Here is a 16,865-nt window from a genome sequence, read left to right as displayed (position 1 = left end):
GGTCAATGACAGAAAAAACAAAAGGATGCAAATGATTTATGGATCTAACAAAATTAGAAGATTATAAAAAACATATTCGCAACTTTTCAATTGTTGCTCATATTGATCATGGTAAATCAACGATTGCTGATCGAATTTTGGAGTTAACCGATACGGTTTCAGAGCGGCAGTTAAAGAATCAAATGTTAGATGATATGCCACTTGAGCGTCAACGAGGAATTACAATTAAAATGAACTCAGTTGAAATTAAATATCATGCTCAAAATGGTGAAGATTATATTTTTCATCTTATTGATACACCAGGCCATGTTGATTTTTCTTATGAAGTTTCAAGGTCACTAGCTGCTTGTGAAGGAGCGCTTTTGGTCGTTGATGCTTCTCAAGGTGTACAGGCACAAACCTTAGCCAATACATATTTAGCCATTGATGATGATTTAGAGATTTTGCCAGTCATTAATAAAATTGATTTGCCGTCAGCAAATCCCGAGCAAGCAAAAGAAGAGATTACCGAGATGTTAGGATTAGATGCGTCTAATGCGGCTGAAGTTTCAGGTAAAACTGGGCAAGGTATTGGTGATTTATTAGAAAGAATTGTACAAGATATTCCTGCTCCGGATGGTGATTTAGAGGCACCACTTAAGGCTTTGATTTTTGATTCAAAATATGACGACTATCGTGGGGTCGTCTTATCAATTAGAGTCGAAGATGGAATGGTTAAACCTGGTGACCATATTAAAATCATGAACACGGGAAAAGAGTATGAAGTAACTGAGGTTGGTGTTTCTAGTCCGCATCCCGTGAAAAAAGATCTTTTAATTGCTGGAGATGTTGGCTATCTAACAGCTAATATTAAGTCAGTTCGTGAAACTGGGGTGGGAGATACAATTACTTCAAGCGAAAATGCGACAGCTGAACCACTTCCTGGCTATCGTCAAATCCCACCAATGGTTTATTCGGGTATGTATCCAGTTGATAACTCAAAATATGACGATTTGAAAGAGGCACTTCAAAAATTACAATTAAATGATGCTGCACTGGAATTTGAACCAGAAACTTCTACTGCATTAGGATTTGGTTTTCGTTGTGGCTTTTTAGGTCTATTGCATATGGATGTGGTTCAAGAAAGATTAGAGCAAGAATTTAATTTAGATCTAATTATGACAGCCCCTTCAGTCGATTATCATGCAATTATGAACGATGGCTCTACAAAAGTGATTGACAATCCATCTGATTTGCCTTCAGCTGGAGAATATCGTGAAGTTCAAGAACCTTATGTTAAAGCAGAAGTAATGGTACCAAATGACTTTGTAGGTCCGGTAATGGAACTTTGTCAACGTAAACGCGGTGAATTTGTTACAATGGATTATTTAGATAAATACCGGGTTAATGTAATTTATAATATGCCTTTAGCCGAAATAATCTATGATTTCTTTGATGATTTAAAATCGTCTACTAAAGGATACGCGTCACTAGACTACGAAATTACTGGCTATCGTGCAACCGATTTAGTCAAGATTGATATTTTGCTAAATAAACAAGTTATCGATGCCTTGAGTTTTATTGCTCATCGCGATGAATCACAAAATAGAGCAAGACAAATGACTTCAATGCTAAAGAAGCTGATTCCAAGGCAAAACTTTGAAGTTGATATTCAAGGAGCAATTGGAGCAAAAATAATTTCGCGAGCAACAATTAAGCCGTATCGTAAAGATGTTACTTGGAAAATTCATACAGGTGACCCTGATCGTCGGGCAAAGTTACTTGAAAAACAAAAACGTGGTAAAAAGAGAATGAAGGCTGTTGGACAAGTTGAAGTTCCCCAAGATGCGTTTATGGCAGTTCTAAGAATGAATGACGATGATTTAAACTCAAAATAAATTTTAACAAGATATTTTAATTCCAAAGATTTAATATGGTACTGTGACAATTTTTAAGTTCCAGCATCGCAATATTTAACTTTGGAATTTTACTATTTTAGAGAAGGCATAATTAAGTAAATGATAAAGTGGAAAGAGCGCACTAGTAAAGAATTAGCTCCTGAATTAGTTGAAAAATATCAGCTAAAACCCATTGCTGCAAAATTGTTTGCATTGCGCAATCTAAATACAGCAGAGAAATTAGAATATTGGTTAAATGCTACCGAAGAAGATTTAGCTGATCCTAATTTAATGCATGATATGGCTAAAGCAGTCGCACGTATTAATTTAGCTATTGAGGATAATGAAAAAATAACTATTTATGGCGATTATGATGCAGATGGAATAACAGCTACTGCTATTATGATGGAAACACTGGAAATTTTAGGGGCTGATGTGCACTATTTTATTCCTAATCGTTTTGAAGATGGTTATGGGCCCAATTTAGCGGCATATAAGAAAATAGTTGCTAATGGGACTAATTTAATTATTACCGTTGACAATGGTATTACTGGAGTAGAAGAAGTAGCTTATGCCAAGCACAAGGGTGTTGATACAATAATTACGGATCATCACAAAATGCAAGAAAATGTACCCGATTGTTATGCCCTAGTGCACTGCAACTATCCGGGACAAAAATATCCGTTTGATGATTATTGTGGCGCGGGAGTTGCTTATACAATTTGTCGTGAATTGATGCAAGATCCGATGCCTGAATTATTAGAGCTTGCGATGATTGGCACAATTGGCGACATGGTGAAAATTTCAGGTGAGGGGCACATTGTTGTCAAACGTGGTTTAGAAGTACTAAATCAAACCGATAGACCTGGGCTGAAGGCACTAATTAAAAATTCAGGATTGCAAAGTGGTCAAATTGATGAGAATGATGTTGGCTTTAATATTACTCCCAGATTAAATGCAGTGGGAAGACTCGATAATGCTAGTTTGGCAGTTGAACTATTGTTGTGTGAAAGTGAAGCTGAAGCGCAAAAAATAGCCGATAAGATTGAAAACCTTAATGAACAGCGTAAAGATTTAACAGCTAAAGTATATAAGGCATGCTTACAGCAAGTAAAAGTAAATAATTGGCAATCAAGAAAAACACTTGTTATCTATTCAGCTGACTTTCACGAAGGTGTCTTAGGACTGGTAGCTAATAAAATTGCCGAAGAGTTACATAAACCAACAATTATTTTAACTAAAAATAAAGCAGGAATTATCAAAGGTTCAGGACGTTCAGTTGCAAATTTTAATATTTTTAATGCGTTAGATAGCTTAAAACAAAATTTATTTCTTAAATTTGGTGGTCATGACTTTGCTTGTGGGCTATCAATGGAAGAAAGCAAAATTGCTACCCTTAGAACCGAATTTGAAGCTAGTTACGATATTCATGAAAGTACAATAGTTAAGTATTATGATTTTGAATTACCATTTACGCATCTTTCTCTTGATATTATGCACCAAATTAATCAAGTTGGACCCTATGGAACTGACAATGTAAAGCCAATTTTCAGTATTTCTAATTTAGAAATCAGCAGTTGCTTTTTTATGGGTAAGGATAAGAACCATATTAAATTAACATTAAGCCAAAAAAATAATAAATTAGAGGTAGTGGGCTTTAATAAAAAATACATAACTAAAGGTTTATTACCATATATAAACCAATTGTTTATCCAACTTGGTGAAAATAATTATCGTAATCAAGTTAAATTACAGGGAATAATCGAAGGAATTGTTTTTTCAGCACCTAAATTTTTGTTTTCAACTCCAGTAATTGATTTGCGTCAAGAAAAGCATGTAATGGGCTTTGCTGATCGCTATCTTTTATTTGACAAACAAAACTTAGAAGTGGCAAATAATAGTTTTGATATTGATTCTAAAAAAATCACCCTAATTGATGAATATGATAATGACAGTGATCGTGAAGTTGTGGTCTTTCTTGATACACCTCATAATCAGGCTGAATTGGATCAAGCCTTGACTAAAAATTATAAACAGCTTTATTTACGCTTTCTGCTAGATCAATTACCAATTAAATTAATGCCGGCAAAGAAATATTTTGAAGTGCTTCTTAAATATGTATACCAGCATCCAGGATTAGAAATTAATGAATATCGACAGGTGGCACCATTTTTAGGTATTGATTATCAGAATATACTATTTATTATGCGTGTTTTTTATGAATTAAAATTTATTACAATTAAGCAAAATAAAATTTGGGGTATTAAAAATCCAGAAAAAAAAGCCTTGACTGCTTCAAAGTATTTTTGTGCTATTCAATCACAGCTTAATTTTATTCAACAATTACGACAAATGCCAAGTGAAAAGTTGCTAATGTATGTTAATCAGCAATTAAAGAACAATAATTAATAGCATTTAATGCTTTTAAGATAAAAGTCTGGTAGAATAGATAAGTCAAAGAAGCTGTAGCAAGCAATTGAATTTGGAGGTTTTTTTCTTCTTATGGCAAACGTTTTTGAAGATCATATTGCAAGTGTCAAGGATTTCCCGAATAAAGGAATTACTTTCCGCGACATTACACCCATCTTGCAAGATGGGAAGTTATTTCGAGAAGCTACTCACCAATTGGCGGAATACGCTAAAAGTAGAGCGGCTGATGTAATTGTAGGCCCTGAGGCACGCGGTTTTATTGTTGGCTGTCCAGTAGCAACTGAATTGGGCTTAGGTTTTGTTCCCGCCAGGAAGCCACAGAAACTACCACGTGAAGTTGAGCGCGCATCCTATGATTTAGAATATGGTTCCAATATTTTGGAAATGCATAAAGATGCAATTAAACCCGGACAACGAGTAGTCATCTGTGATGATTTGCTTGCTACGGCTGGAACTTTAAGAGCATGTAAGGAACTTGTTGAAGAACTAGGTGGCGAACTAGTAGGAGCTGCTTTTTATATTGAACTACCTGATTTAAAGGGTAAAGAGAAGTTGCCAGGCTTAGATGTCTTTTCTCTTGTTCAGTATCATGGAGCTTAAGAACAATAAAAAAGGCTTGATGCACAAGTGTATCAAGCCTTTTATTTATAGGACTCTGGTATTTAAAAGTAGGGATCAACTTAATTTTCTTAAACAGAACGTAATCATCGCAAACTTTTTTTAATTTTAGAACGAAATCTTTTTACAAATAGTGTTCAAGTATTTATAATGGTACGGTATCTCAAAAAAAGGAGCATAAATAATTTGAAATTAAGAAAAGCAACCATGGCTGATTTTGACCAAATTATGACGATTTTGAAAGATGGCGCTAACCAGTTAGCTGAAAGAGGAGTTGATCAATGGCAAGGAGATTATCCTTCTAAAGCTCAAATTAAAGAGGATATTGAACATGGTTCAGCATACCTAGCTTCTTCAGCAGATAATGAAACAATTGGGGCAATTTCTATTGTAAACGCTCCTGATCATGCTTACGATAAGTTAGTTGGTCAGTGGTTATGTAATACTGGTAAATATGTAGTCATTCATCGAGTAGCAATCCATTCAAATTATGCAGGGAAGGGCTATGCAACAGAATTATTAAGTTCTGTTATTAATTATATTCTCGATAATAGAACAGATATTGATTCAATTCGCATTGATACTCACGAAGATAATAAGGCAATGCAACATTTAATTAATAAGATGGGCTTTACTCGAGTAGGTACTTTGCATGGTGTATATAGATCAAATGAAACATCTTATGTGTATGAATTAAAGAGCAATAATTAATAAAAGGTTCCGTTAACTTTGGGAATCTTTTTTAATTTATTGTTGTTTTTTTAGCTAGTTTTGTAGTATATTTAAATAAACTGTTTAAACAATAACTACTAAAACACAAATTATATATTGATTTATTGCAAAAAACAAAACAGTTAAAGCTTATTAAATTAAAACCGTATAACTCGATAAAATCAACAATTTTAAGGGGGTGGTTAGAGGGTCATTGATATATTATGATTTATGTTAATGATTCAAATTTTAAATAAACTAATTAAATTTCCTGATTAATTAAATATTTTTTCCTATTTTTAATTTTTATAACCAAACACATATACAAACACATATACAAACATATTTTATTAGGCGAGGATAGTCAGGAACGCCTGATAATCTTTAAAAGCTGAGTACGTCAAAATAGCGTGCTCAGCTTTTTTAATTATTAAAGAGGCAACAAGAAGCAGCTCATATTTGAGAGACAATAAAAATCGCTCCCAAACTTATCACAAGAGATATTTGGAGCGATCTACTTCAATTTTAGTTATTTATTTTTCATAATTGGTTGATAAAATAAATCAATTAAGATTGCTGCTATTAAACTAATAAAAATAGTAATTAGCAAATTTATCCAATTAATCTGAGTCATCGCAATTCCGCTCAATGCAAGCACAATTGTTAGAATAATATCTCCCATTTGCGTTAATCCAACGGCTTTAGAAGGATAGTCTTGCCAAAAGTAATGCTTTGTTCGAGTTATTAAAATAATAAACATTGCACTTAAAACTAGATATACATAGACCATAGTTGAAATAGTACCATGACTAAAGTTATGGTTATTTAAGTACCATATACCTGCTATGCCAATTAGGGTCCAGCCGAATGCTAGTGAAAAAGCAATTTTAGCTAACTTAGCCATATCCCAATTTTCTGGTTGGTAAGTGATGTGGGTGCGATCAGTACCAATCATCATTGTAACCATGTTATTCATAATGGTATAAATAACCATTGCATTTAAGGCCATAGGGATATAATCGAAAAATAAATAGCCAAAAGTAAGTAGCATAGTGAGTTGAGCAGTTCTAGCTAATTTTGTTAACGACCAGGTAGTCATTCGCTGATATACCCGATGTCCAGCGTCTAGAATTTTAACAATGGATGTTAAGCCATCATCAAGAAGAACCATCTTACTGGATCGTTTGGCAACGTCGGCTGCATTTGAAACAGCGATTCCAACCTCGGCTTGTTTTAATGCAGGAGAATCATTGACACCATCCCCAGTCATTCCTACAATATAACCTTTTTTTTGAAAAAATTTGACCATTCGTAATTTATCTTCTGGTAAAACGTCAGCAATTCCAGCAAGATGTTGAATATCAGTTTGATCATTAAAATCATGAATAGAAATAACTTTTCCGCTTAAGTTAACTTGTTTTGCAACAGACTGAGCGGTTTTTTGGTTATCACCAGTTAGCATAATTGGCAGAACACCACGTTTTTTAAGTTCAGCTAGAGCAGCTTTTGAGTCAGATCTTACTTTATCTTCTAAAATAAATACTCCCGCTAAAATATCATCAATTAACACAGCAACTGACCGTCCTGAACTAAAATCAACATCTTTAACTTTGGTTAGGGCAGTTGAATCAATTAAAGATAATTGCTTGAATGACCCTAATTTAACATTATGGTTATCAACATTGGCCATTGAATAGCCTCTTGCAGAGGTAAAAGGAGTAAAGTCCTTACTAGTTTTAATCTGTAAGTTGCAGTTGGAAATATAATCGGTAATCGCAGTATCAATAATTTTTTTATTTCTTTGATCAATGGCGGCAGAAGCAAGTTCTAATACCGTATCATTGCTCATCTCACTAAAATTAGTCCATTGAGAAACAGCTGTTTTATTTTCGGTAATTGTTCCAGTTTTATCTAATAAAATCAAATTTAAATTAGCTGCATCTTGAATACCGGTTAAATCAGATGTCAAAACCCCCTCTTTGCTTAATCTAGTAGCTTCAAAGGAATTGGAGAGGGCAAAGGTTGAAGGCATCGCAACAGGTATGGAGGCAATAAACATCATTGCCAAAAATGGTAGCATATCAATTAAATTCTTCAAATCACCACCTTTAAAGAAGGAAGCAATCACGATTACTAAAGTTAAAATTCCATCAAGGATACAGAGATAATAAATAATTTTAGTTAATAGTTGTTGCAAGTGACCTGGAGCAGCTGAATTATTAATTAAATTAATGGTTTTCCCAGAACGTGAATTTGCCCCAGTTGCGGTTACACGAGCTAGGGCACTTCCTTCGGTTACAGTGGTACCCGCAAAGGCGATATCTGTAATGTTCTTTTTTACGGTTTTTGCTTCACCCGTAATAGAACTTTCATCAAAAGAAACTGGACTATCAAGTATTTGAACATCTGCCGCTAGCACATCGCCAGATTGGATACTAATCAAATCGCCTGGAACTAAATATTTGGAATCAATAGTTTTCCAAATTCCATCGCGTTGAACTGATACCAGCGGGGTTAATTTATGAGAAATAGTGTTTAAAACACGGCGAGATTGCTTTTTCTTTGAAGCACCATTCCAAGCAGCAAATAGTAACATTAATAAAACGAAAAAAGATTGGATCCATTTGCCTAAGAGACACTCAAGAAGTAAGGCAGCTTCTAAAATCCAGGCGGATAGATTCCATAATTTAGCTAAAAATTCTTTAAAAAAGTTAAATTGAGGTTCGGGTACTTCGTTTAACCCATTTTTTGTTAGTAATTCATCTGCTTCGGCTTGACTTAAGCTAGCAATTTTTTCAGACATAATTTTCCTTCCTTAACAAGTAATTCTTTATTTAAGTTAGCATAAATATGCCCCGTTTTCTAGCAAATAAAACGGCATGGTTTTACTTACAACAAATAGGGCACAAAAAAAGCTTGCTTATAGGCAAGCTTTTTTATGATAAGACTAATTAGTCCTTGTTAACGTTATCTGGGAAAGTAGCTAAACGTTCACCTGCACCAAGTTCTTCTTCGATTTCAAGTAAACGGTTGTACTTCTCAACACGTTCTGAACGAGCTGGAGCACCAGTCTTCAATTGACCACCATTAATTGCAACAGCGAAGTCAGCAATGAAAGTATCACCAGTTTCACCTGAACGGTGAGAAATCATGGTGTTGTAACCATTCTTACGTGAAAGACGAATAGTTTCCAAAGTTTCAGTAACAGTACCAATTTGATTCAACTTAATTAATGATGCATTACCAGCACCTTCCTTAATAGCTTTAGCTAAAAGTTGAGGATTAGTACAAATGAAGTCATCTAAAACGATTTGAATTCTATCTTTGTGAGTTTGAGTAAATTTAATCATTCCTTCAACATCATTTTCATCGTATGGATCTTCAATTGAAATTAATTCAGGGAATTCATCAAGTAACTTGTCGTAGTATTCAGCTAATTGATCGTCGTCAAAGACTTTACCTTCAAAGTGGTATTTACCATCTTCTTTGTTGTAGAAGTATGAAGCAGCACAGTCACAAGCAATTGCAATATCTTCACCAGGCTTATAACCGGCCTTAACAATAGCATCGTGTAAAGCTTGCAAAGCTTCTTCAGAGTTCTTCATGTTAGGAGCGAAACCACCTTCGTCACCAAGACCAGTTTCGTAACCCATGTCTTCAAGAACCTTCTTTAATGTGTGGTAAGTGTTAACAATCTTTTCAAAACCGTCACGGAATGAAGTCTTTTTAACTGGGGTAATCATGAATTCTTGAACATCGATACCGTTGTCAGCGTGCTCTCCACCGTTAATAACGTTGTGGAAAGTTTGAGGCATTTCAAGGTCAGTTCCACCAAGGTAACGGTATAAAGGTTGATGAGTATCTTTAGCAGCAGCAGCAGCAGTAGCCATTGATACACCCAAAATTGCATTAGCACCAAGCTTAGCCTTGTTAGGGGTACCATCTAATTCAATCATAACACGGTCAATATTTGCTTGATCGTGAGGATCTAAACCCTTTAAAGCTTCGGCAATCTTAGTATTAACGTTTTCAACGGCTTTGGCAACACCTTTACCGCCAACACGATTATCACCATCACGCAATTCAACAGCTTCGTTTTCACCTGTTGAAGCACCAGATGGAACTTCGGCCTTGCCTACAACACCATTTGAAAGCGTAACAAATGCTTCAACAGTTGGATTACCACGTGAATCATAGATTTCCAGTGCATGAACATTTTCAATGACTGATTTTAACATCTAAAAACCTCCTAAATAATAAATGCTGTACTAATTAGTACATACATTAGTGGAGCAGAGCTCCAAGTCTACATGACAAATTTTAGCCTAAGTTTGTGATTATGTAAACATTTGTAACCGTTTTCTAGTATTAAAAATTTTATAAGCATTTATTCGCTTTTTTAGTCGATTTGCATTATTATTTAACTATACAATCTTAACTTTGATTGGTTTATTTTTGATAAGGATATTCAATAAATGGAAGAAGTAAAATTAATAATCGATTCTAGTGCTAATGAAAAGATAAGTGAAAGACTGATAGTCGTTCCTTTAACAATATCAATTTCAGGTAAAGACTTTATAGATGATGAACATTTAAATATGGCTGATTTTCTTGATTCAATGGCGAAAAATACCGAAGAGGGAAGGACATCTTGTCCAAGTATCGATGAGTGGCTTAAAGCCTTAGAAGGTAGTAGCCGAGCAATTATGTTAACAATTACTAGTGGACTTAGTGGTAGTTTTTCTTCAGCTTATCAAGCAAAGCAGATATATGAAAAAGATAATCCTAATAGTCGGGTCATCGTTATTGATTCTAGAACTGCTGGACCAGAGGTTTCAATGATTCAACGTGAAATTGAACGCTTGGTTGATGATCAAACTAGGTTTGTAGATATAGAACAAAAAATTTCGGAATACAAAACGCATACGCACTTATTGTTTGTGCTACAATCCCTACATAATTTAGCTTTAAACGGTCGTGTAAGTATGGCAGTAGCTAAAGTAGCTAAAATGTTAAAAATCAATCTTGTTGGGACAGCTAGTGAGCAAGGGAAATTGGAACCAATTGCTAAAGTACGTGGTATGAAGCGTTCTTTAAATGAAATATTAAAATTGATGAATGAAATGAACTATCAAGGTGGGCGAGTAATCATTGATCAGTGTAATAATGAAAAGGATGCGCAAGTACTTAAAGAAAAAATTCTCATATCATATCCGCAAGCAGAAATAATAATTCGACCAATGCATGGCCTATGCGCTTTTTACGCAGAAGCTGGTAGTTTAATGGTTGGTTTTGATGAGCAGTAATTTTTAAATAGCGAAAAGCAGTTCAACATAACGATGATGTGAACTGCTTTTTTGGTAATTATTTTATTACACTTTAAAAAAATGACGGTTAAGATACATTGATAGTAATTTTGGCAATTAGTAAAAGACCAATTTGAGTAAAACCTTAAGAAGTAAACCATAAATCGTATCCGATACTATGAAATATGTCTTATGCTATTTAGCTAAGATAGTATTATTGTTCTAATAATTTAGTATTTATAAAAAAGCAAGAAAAATTTGCTGTGATAAGGTAAAACAGAAGACAGCTAAAGAAGTTGCACCAATAACGTCTGAAGGATAGTGGGCTTTCAAACTAATCCTTGATATCACTACCATTATCCAAATGACAGCTAGTGTAATTATTAACCCATTACCAAATTTTGTTCCAAAAATTTCCCAAATAATTAAGATCATACTAGTAGTTCCTAAGACATGACCACTAGGAAAACTATAACCTTCTTCAAGACTGGAGTGCATGAGTGGACGCTTGCGGTGCATCCACTTTTTTAATAGAAGCCCACTTAAATCGGTAAAACCAAGAGTAAATAAAACCCAAAGTGCGGCTAAATTCTTTTCTTCATTAATTAGGAAACTAGCCAAAAAAATATCCCAAACTACTAAGAGTTTTGGATCATTGATGAAAGTAATTATTTGCCAGCTAAAACCATCATGTTGCCCAACTAATTTGTGATGGAGCCAATGGTCAAACAGATTAAATCGACGTGAGTTTCTAACATTAAAAATAAGTAGTACCAGTATTAGAGCGGACATAATTGCAACCCAGATGTTTAAATACAAGATAAATCCCTACCTATCAAACTTTAACTTTATTTGACTGTATTTTAACAGTTACCAAGGTTTCAATATACTTTAAAGTACACTCTTGAGTAAAAATTAAGAAAATTGCTAATTATAAATGCTTTTTGTCACTAACTTGTTATTGGTTTAGTTAGAATTATAAACAATTAATTTTAAAAATTTGTCAAATTTAATTGAATATTCCTAGGCAAAAATATTTTTTGCTTCATTAAAATATTTCTGCATGACTTAATAAATCAAGCTCTAATGCATGTCTTAGAAACTTAGCTTGAAAAAATGCCAACTTTGATTATAAGATATTATAATCTTAAAAGTCTAAATAGGAGAAATTAGAGGATGAAAAAACAAGAAAGTTTTACTGAATTACTCTAACTTGTTTTTGTTTAGTTTTGTGAAAGTACGATTTTTTAGATTATTTAGTTAACTTTTTTTAAATAATATTAATCTAAGAGAGGAATTAATTATGAAAAATGCAACAAAAAAAATACAATTTTATTTGCTAAAAAATGCGGATTTAATTGAAATACGCGGAGGCAAACATTCTGAAACAAATTTATTAAATAAATACATACATAAATACATGGGTTTTTTCAGAAGTCTCAAAGACTAAAGAAATTAAAGCTAAAGGGTTTTTATTATAATCAAAAATAATTTTGTTCTACTTAAAATTAATAAAAACATATTACTGCTATCTATAGACTTATAGCAAAGATTGTCTAATGAAAAAGTTGATTAATCTAAGAGAGAAGTAGGCTAGAAATTATTTTTTGTGAGTTTTTTTATATTAAAAGGACTAAAAAAAACTATTGTTGTAATAATAAATGTGGTAATCAAAACATATGTAATTGAAGCTAGAGTAACTAAAATATTATTTATATAATCTGTCGAATAAGAAGAAAAAAGGTAGTTGTTTTTAAATAATAAACAGCAATTTAGTATAAGAAAAACAAAAATAGAACATAAAAGAAAGACAAGTGCTTTTGGTTTAGAAAATTTACTCCATTCAGAATAAAAATTAAGATAAACAATATTGATTATAAAAGCTATAAATGGAGTATATTTAATAATCAATTTAAATCCAAAAAATCTCAGATAAGTCATTACGGCAAATGCACATAATAATAAATATAGTATAACGGTTAACGGCTTATTTTTCTTTTTTACATTATTGTCTTTTTTTAATTTTGTATCTTGTATACTACCTAGTTCATCAAGTGAAATTTCAAATATACTACAAAGTTTAGAAAGCATTTCAATATTTGGTGTACTACGATCATTTTCCCAGCTTGATACTGTTTTACGAGAAACTAGTAATTTTTTAGCCAATTGTTCTTGTGTAAGACCATATTTAATACGATAATGTTTAATTTTGTCTCCTAATTCCATCTTTATGACTTTCTATTAAAAAATTTAAATCATGTGTACATACATAGTGACATTCAAGCATTAAAGGCAGTCGATTCTGTAATTCACGCTTTCGGTGGTAAAGAACACACCATTAGCCTGTTAGGTCATGTCAAGTTAGCTACTGGTACCACAGACATATTTAAAAACTTGTCTAGTCCAATAACTAAACCAATCATGGCAACTCTAAACGACGGTAATGACTCACCACAGACCGATAATAAAGAAATGCTAATCCATGCCGATGGTTCAGCTGGTATTATCCAGGGCAGAAACACTCAAGCCGTGCTTATGTCTGGTGACAATGTTATTAACGACCGTGATACAGCGCTATTAATGGGCATGATGGGTAATTACCACTTTGCAGGTGGCACAATTGGCAACATTTTCGGCAGTATTGCTAATAATGTTGGCTCCGCTTTCAATGGTGCAGTCAATTGGGTTAAACAGACCGCTGGAAATCTCAAAAAATACTATGACTTAGCGACTAAAATTGTTATTCACCCAATCAAGTATGTTGAATCACTGTTTTCTTGGTCAAACCCTAAGGGTGTAGCTGGTGCCATGGCTACTCTTGGTAAAGACGCATTTGGAAAAGTCGAGAACAACGTCAAAAACTGGAGGTCAGCACTGTGGAGTATGGCGTCAAACAACTTAGACGGTGGTGGAGCTAGTTCAGCATTACTCAAGGCGGTTGAAAAGTACGGAGAAGGCAAGCCACATGTCTGGGGTGCTACTGGTGCAGACAGTTTCGACTGTTCAGGACTGGTAATGTACGCACTCAAAAAGGCTTTTGGTATTAATTACCCTCACTTCTCTGGTTCACAATATGCGATGAGTCAGCATATTTCGAAATCACAGGCACATTCAGGTGACCTAGTCTTTTGGGGTGCTGGTGGGTAGTGAACACGTTGGTGTATATGCGGGGGAAAAAAGTATTTCTCAGCAGAATCACCATCACAAGGCTTCCATATGAACACACTTGATAGTGTTGTTGGATATGGAGCGCCTAAATTTGGGCGAGTTAAAGGATTACACCAGTCAACGGACGATACCAAGGCAACTAATGGCTTACAGAACTTTGTCAAAAATGAAGTCGGGACTGGTTTCTTCAAATTCATTTCAAAACTTGGCTCAATGTTTGGTGCCAGTGAAGATAACACCACTCAACCGTCAGGTGGACACAAAGATTGGTTAGGGGAAGCAGGTTTTAAACCGTCTGATTTCGGCTATATCAATTACATAGTCAGCCATGAGTCAGGTTGGAACCCTAGAGCAACCAACCTCCAAAGTGGTGCATACGGTATTCCACAGTCGCTACCAGGTTATCAAGAATGGCAGCAGCCAGGTAATTCTTACTATGCACTGATGGAACATACTTTAATCAAACGAATAGTGACTTATACCCCGCAATATTTTGCCTGGGTAACCAATTTTGCCTTACCGTTTTCCAACAATTTGAGTGAGCGAAGTCTGCGCGGCGTCAAGAGCAAAATGAAGGTAGCTGGGCAGTTTGAAAATATCACCAGCAGTAAGAATTACGCGACGATCCGCAGTTACATTGAAACAAGTTATCGCAATGAGAAGAATCCTACTAAGTCCTTAGAGAAATTAATGGCCAGCAAATCGTATCAAGTTAAAGAGCTACTGCAAAAGTAGGCTTATTTAACGTACAGAAAACCCAGTATTGAACAAAGATACTGGGTTTTTTGAGCTTGGCTGTGAATAGTAACAACAAATAAGTATTTTTCCTTGCATAATAATAATAAGTGTGTTAAAAGATGATTGTAAAAGTAATTTGAAAATAATTTCAGATCAAAAAAGAGGCCTATAGTATGAAAACCTTTAAAAAACTTTTGGCATGTATTAGCTTGCTTATATTTGGAGTAGGAATTACTGGCTCAAATTTTATTCAAGCAAATCAAATTAAGGCAGATACTGACTACATTACACCTTCTGAGCCATGGAGGTACAAATATAATTCTGCTTATTACTATGACTTGTCAACTTCGAGTTATTATCAAGATGTTTGGAATAGTGCGATTAATTCGTGGATTAGTAACGGATTTTATTGGCAGGAAGCTTCAAATAGTTCGAAAACTACTTTAAGTAGTTATGATGGATCCGATAATTTGAGTATAGCCGGAAAAACAAATACGCAATATAATAAAAGTACTGGACAAATCATTAGTAATCAAGTTCTTTTAAATAGAGCTGCACTTACAGCTTATGGTTATTCAAAGAGTGAACGTGTTAATGTCGCTGAACATGAATTAGGACATGCACTTGGACTTGCTCATAATGAGCCCGACAGCATATCAGTTATGAACCCTGCTAACAGATCTTATAGTATTCAAGATTGTGATGTTCGTGGTATGAATGCAATCTATTCTACACCTGCCCTATTCTCCGTGAGAGATTCAGGAGATATTATAACTGTTACTACTTATATGAAAATTGTCCCAAAGAGCAATCGTTAGTGTAAGTGTAATGGATTAATTGATTTTTAATTACTTTTACACACGTTGTCCCTTAATTAAGCATTTAACTAAGGGACATTTTTAAAGTTGTAAATTTATGTTGGTTTCAGAAGGGAGTTGAAAATAATATGCGACTGAGCAAAGAAAAATTAGTATTAGGATGTATAATATTATTAGGGTTATGCATTTTTGGGAGTCAAATATCTCATGCAAAAACAGTTCCTCAAATAAGTAAAACGACTTTGACTTTCAATAAGAAGGACAATGAAGCTAAACTAAAAGGTAAAGCTAAAGGTATTAAAAAGTTAAAGGTGCTATATAATAGAAATGTAATTAAAACAGTTAATATTAGTAAAAAAGGACGCTTTTCTTCAAATTTGAAATTTAGTGGCTATAAAGATGTTATCTTATGTGGTTTAAATAAGTCTGGTAAAGAAATAGTAACTAGACGAAAACTAAGCAGTAAAAATTATGCTTCACCTAAACCGATGATCAATGAGATTGAACGAAAAAATGGTGCAATTTATTTTGACGTGAATGTCAATGAAAATAGTACTCTTATTTTTTATTATAATGGGAAGAAAATTTATACAACTAGAATGAATAAAACAAATTCTCATGACATGACAGTAGCTTTTTCAGATTTTAATCTTACTAATGATTCAAAATACATTTTTGTTAAACAAAAGCAAGTAGGTAAAAAGATTAGTCGGGCCATCAAAACATTAATTCCGGATGAGGGGCAATCTATCGTTTCAACGTATAATTAGACAAAACAAGGGTTCAATGTCATTAAGTAAAAGATTAAATATGGATAAATTAGAGAAAAAAATACTTTTTTAAAATTCGATTCCCGTTTATGGTTCTGTGTTTTCATGGTATTGCAAGATTTAAATTTTAATTATGGGGGTAACGAATCTGTAAGTGTTATGGGCCCACTTTTTGTTTTTGATGTATTTGCAGAAATATGGACTGGCTTTTGTTATCAATGTGCTATCATTAAAGAAATTAACGCTAATAATATCAACGATTCAATGAAAAGATGGATTTTAATTAATACATCTATAAGAATGAGCTTGATTATTGTTAGTATCATGCTTTCAATTTGTACTTATACTAAAATGAAATTTAATCTTTGGTCAGTATTAATATTTTCAATAATAGCTAGCTTAATAGGAGATGGACTTCAAGTTTGTTTT

At 33.7% G+C, this 16,865-nt stretch carries 14 protein-coding genes; 10 read left to right on the top strand and 4 right to left on the bottom strand.

Annotation, left to right across the window (positions count from 1 at the left end):
• The first annotated feature begins 38 nt into the window (after positions 1-38).
• The 4 genes from lepA (at position 39) to F5ESL0225_RS04640 (ending at position 5,636) form a co-directional block, all read left to right on the top strand.
• Complete coding sequence (gene lepA, locus F5ESL0225_RS04655) at positions 39-1,877, top strand: translation elongation factor 4 (RefSeq protein ID WP_122021839.1); 1,839 nt, start codon at positions 39-41, stop codon at positions 1,875-1,877.
• A 123-nt stretch (positions 1,878-2,000) separates the two neighbouring features.
• Positions 2,001-4,286 (top strand): single-stranded-DNA-specific exonuclease RecJ, encoded by a 2,286-nt coding sequence (gene recJ, locus F5ESL0225_RS04650; protein WP_122047987.1) that lies wholly within the window; start codon positions 2,001-2,003, stop codon positions 4,284-4,286.
• Between the two features lie 93 nt (positions 4,287-4,379).
• Entirely contained in the window at positions 4,380-4,907 is a 528-nt protein-coding gene (locus F5ESL0225_RS04645; protein WP_090092169.1) for an adenine phosphoribosyltransferase, read from the top strand.
• 168 nt (positions 4,908-5,075) lie between these two features.
• Entirely contained in the window at positions 5,076-5,636 is a 561-nt protein-coding gene (locus F5ESL0225_RS04640) for a GNAT family N-acetyltransferase (protein WP_122021838.1), read from the top strand.
• A 529-nt stretch (positions 5,637-6,165) separates the two neighbouring features.
• Here the strand turns inward: F5ESL0225_RS04640 and F5ESL0225_RS04635 are convergent.
• Positions 6,166-8,439: an HAD-IC family P-type ATPase gene (locus tag F5ESL0225_RS04635; RefSeq protein WP_122047966.1), complete on the bottom strand. Its 2,274-nt coding sequence runs from the start codon at positions 8,437-8,439 to the stop codon at positions 6,166-6,168.
• A gap of 148 nt (positions 8,440-8,587) precedes the next feature.
• Complete coding sequence (gene eno / locus F5ESL0225_RS04630; protein ID WP_118897025.1) at positions 8,588-9,874, bottom strand: phosphopyruvate hydratase; 1,287 nt, start codon at positions 9,872-9,874, stop codon at positions 8,588-8,590.
• Positions 9,875-10,111: 237 nt separating this feature from the next.
• Between eno and F5ESL0225_RS04625 the strand changes: the two genes are divergently transcribed.
• Entirely contained in the window at positions 10,112-10,942 is an 831-nt protein-coding gene (locus F5ESL0225_RS04625; protein WP_122021836.1) for a DegV family protein, read from the top strand.
• Between the two features lie 237 nt (positions 10,943-11,179).
• Here the strand turns inward: F5ESL0225_RS04625 and F5ESL0225_RS04620 are convergent, their stop codons facing one another.
• Positions 11,180-11,734 (bottom strand): phosphatase PAP2 family protein, encoded by a 555-nt coding sequence (locus F5ESL0225_RS04620; protein ID WP_122024782.1) that lies wholly within the window; start codon positions 11,732-11,734, stop codon positions 11,180-11,182.
• Positions 11,735-12,245: 511 nt separating this feature from the next.
• Between F5ESL0225_RS04620 and F5ESL0225_RS08450 the strand changes: the two genes are divergently transcribed.
• Positions 12,246-12,392 carry a hypothetical protein gene (locus tag F5ESL0225_RS08450; protein ID WP_158592493.1) on the top strand — a complete coding sequence of 49 codons (147 nt, stop codon included), beginning with the start codon at positions 12,246-12,248 and terminating at the stop codon, positions 12,390-12,392.
• A gap of 143 nt (positions 12,393-12,535) precedes the next feature.
• Here the strand turns inward: F5ESL0225_RS08450 and F5ESL0225_RS04615 are convergent, their stop codons facing one another.
• Positions 12,536-13,168: a helix-turn-helix transcriptional regulator gene (locus tag F5ESL0225_RS04615; protein ID WP_090092160.1), complete on the bottom strand. Its 633-nt coding sequence runs from the start codon at positions 13,166-13,168 to the stop codon at positions 12,536-12,538.
• 33 nt (positions 13,169-13,201) lie between these two features.
• On the opposite strand from F5ESL0225_RS04615, the gene F5ESL0225_RS04610 reads away from it, so the two are divergent.
• The 4 genes from F5ESL0225_RS04610 to F5ESL0225_RS04595 all read left to right on the top strand — a co-directional run bounded on the left by F5ESL0225_RS04610 (position 13,202) and on the right by F5ESL0225_RS04595 (position 16,436).
• Positions 13,202-14,089 (top strand): C40 family peptidase, encoded by an 888-nt coding sequence (locus tag F5ESL0225_RS04610; protein ID WP_122021835.1) that lies wholly within the window; start codon positions 13,202-13,204, stop codon positions 14,087-14,089.
• 69 nt (positions 14,090-14,158) lie between these two features.
• Positions 14,159-14,845 carry a hypothetical protein gene (locus F5ESL0225_RS08405; RefSeq protein WP_199692499.1) on the top strand — a complete coding sequence of 229 codons (687 nt, stop codon included), beginning with the start codon at positions 14,159-14,161 and terminating at the stop codon, positions 14,843-14,845.
• A 176-nt stretch (positions 14,846-15,021) separates the two neighbouring features.
• Positions 15,022-15,666, top strand: a complete 645-nt coding sequence (locus tag F5ESL0225_RS04600) for a matrixin family metalloprotease (RefSeq protein ID WP_122021834.1) — start codon at positions 15,022-15,024, stop codon at positions 15,664-15,666.
• Positions 15,667-15,794: 128 nt separating this feature from the next.
• The gene (locus F5ESL0225_RS04595; protein WP_122021833.1) at positions 15,795-16,436 is read left to right on the top strand and encodes a hypothetical protein; all 642 of its coding nucleotides are present in this window, start codon (positions 15,795-15,797) and stop codon (positions 16,434-16,436) included.
• Positions 16,437-16,865: the final 429 nt, after the last annotated feature.

Source organism: Lactobacillus sp. ESL0225, from assembly GCF_003692905.1.
GTDB classification, from domain to species: Bacteria; Bacillota; Bacilli; order Lactobacillales; family Lactobacillaceae; genus Lactobacillus; species Lactobacillus bombicola.
This window is presented reverse-complemented; position numbering and strand designations above follow the sequence as displayed.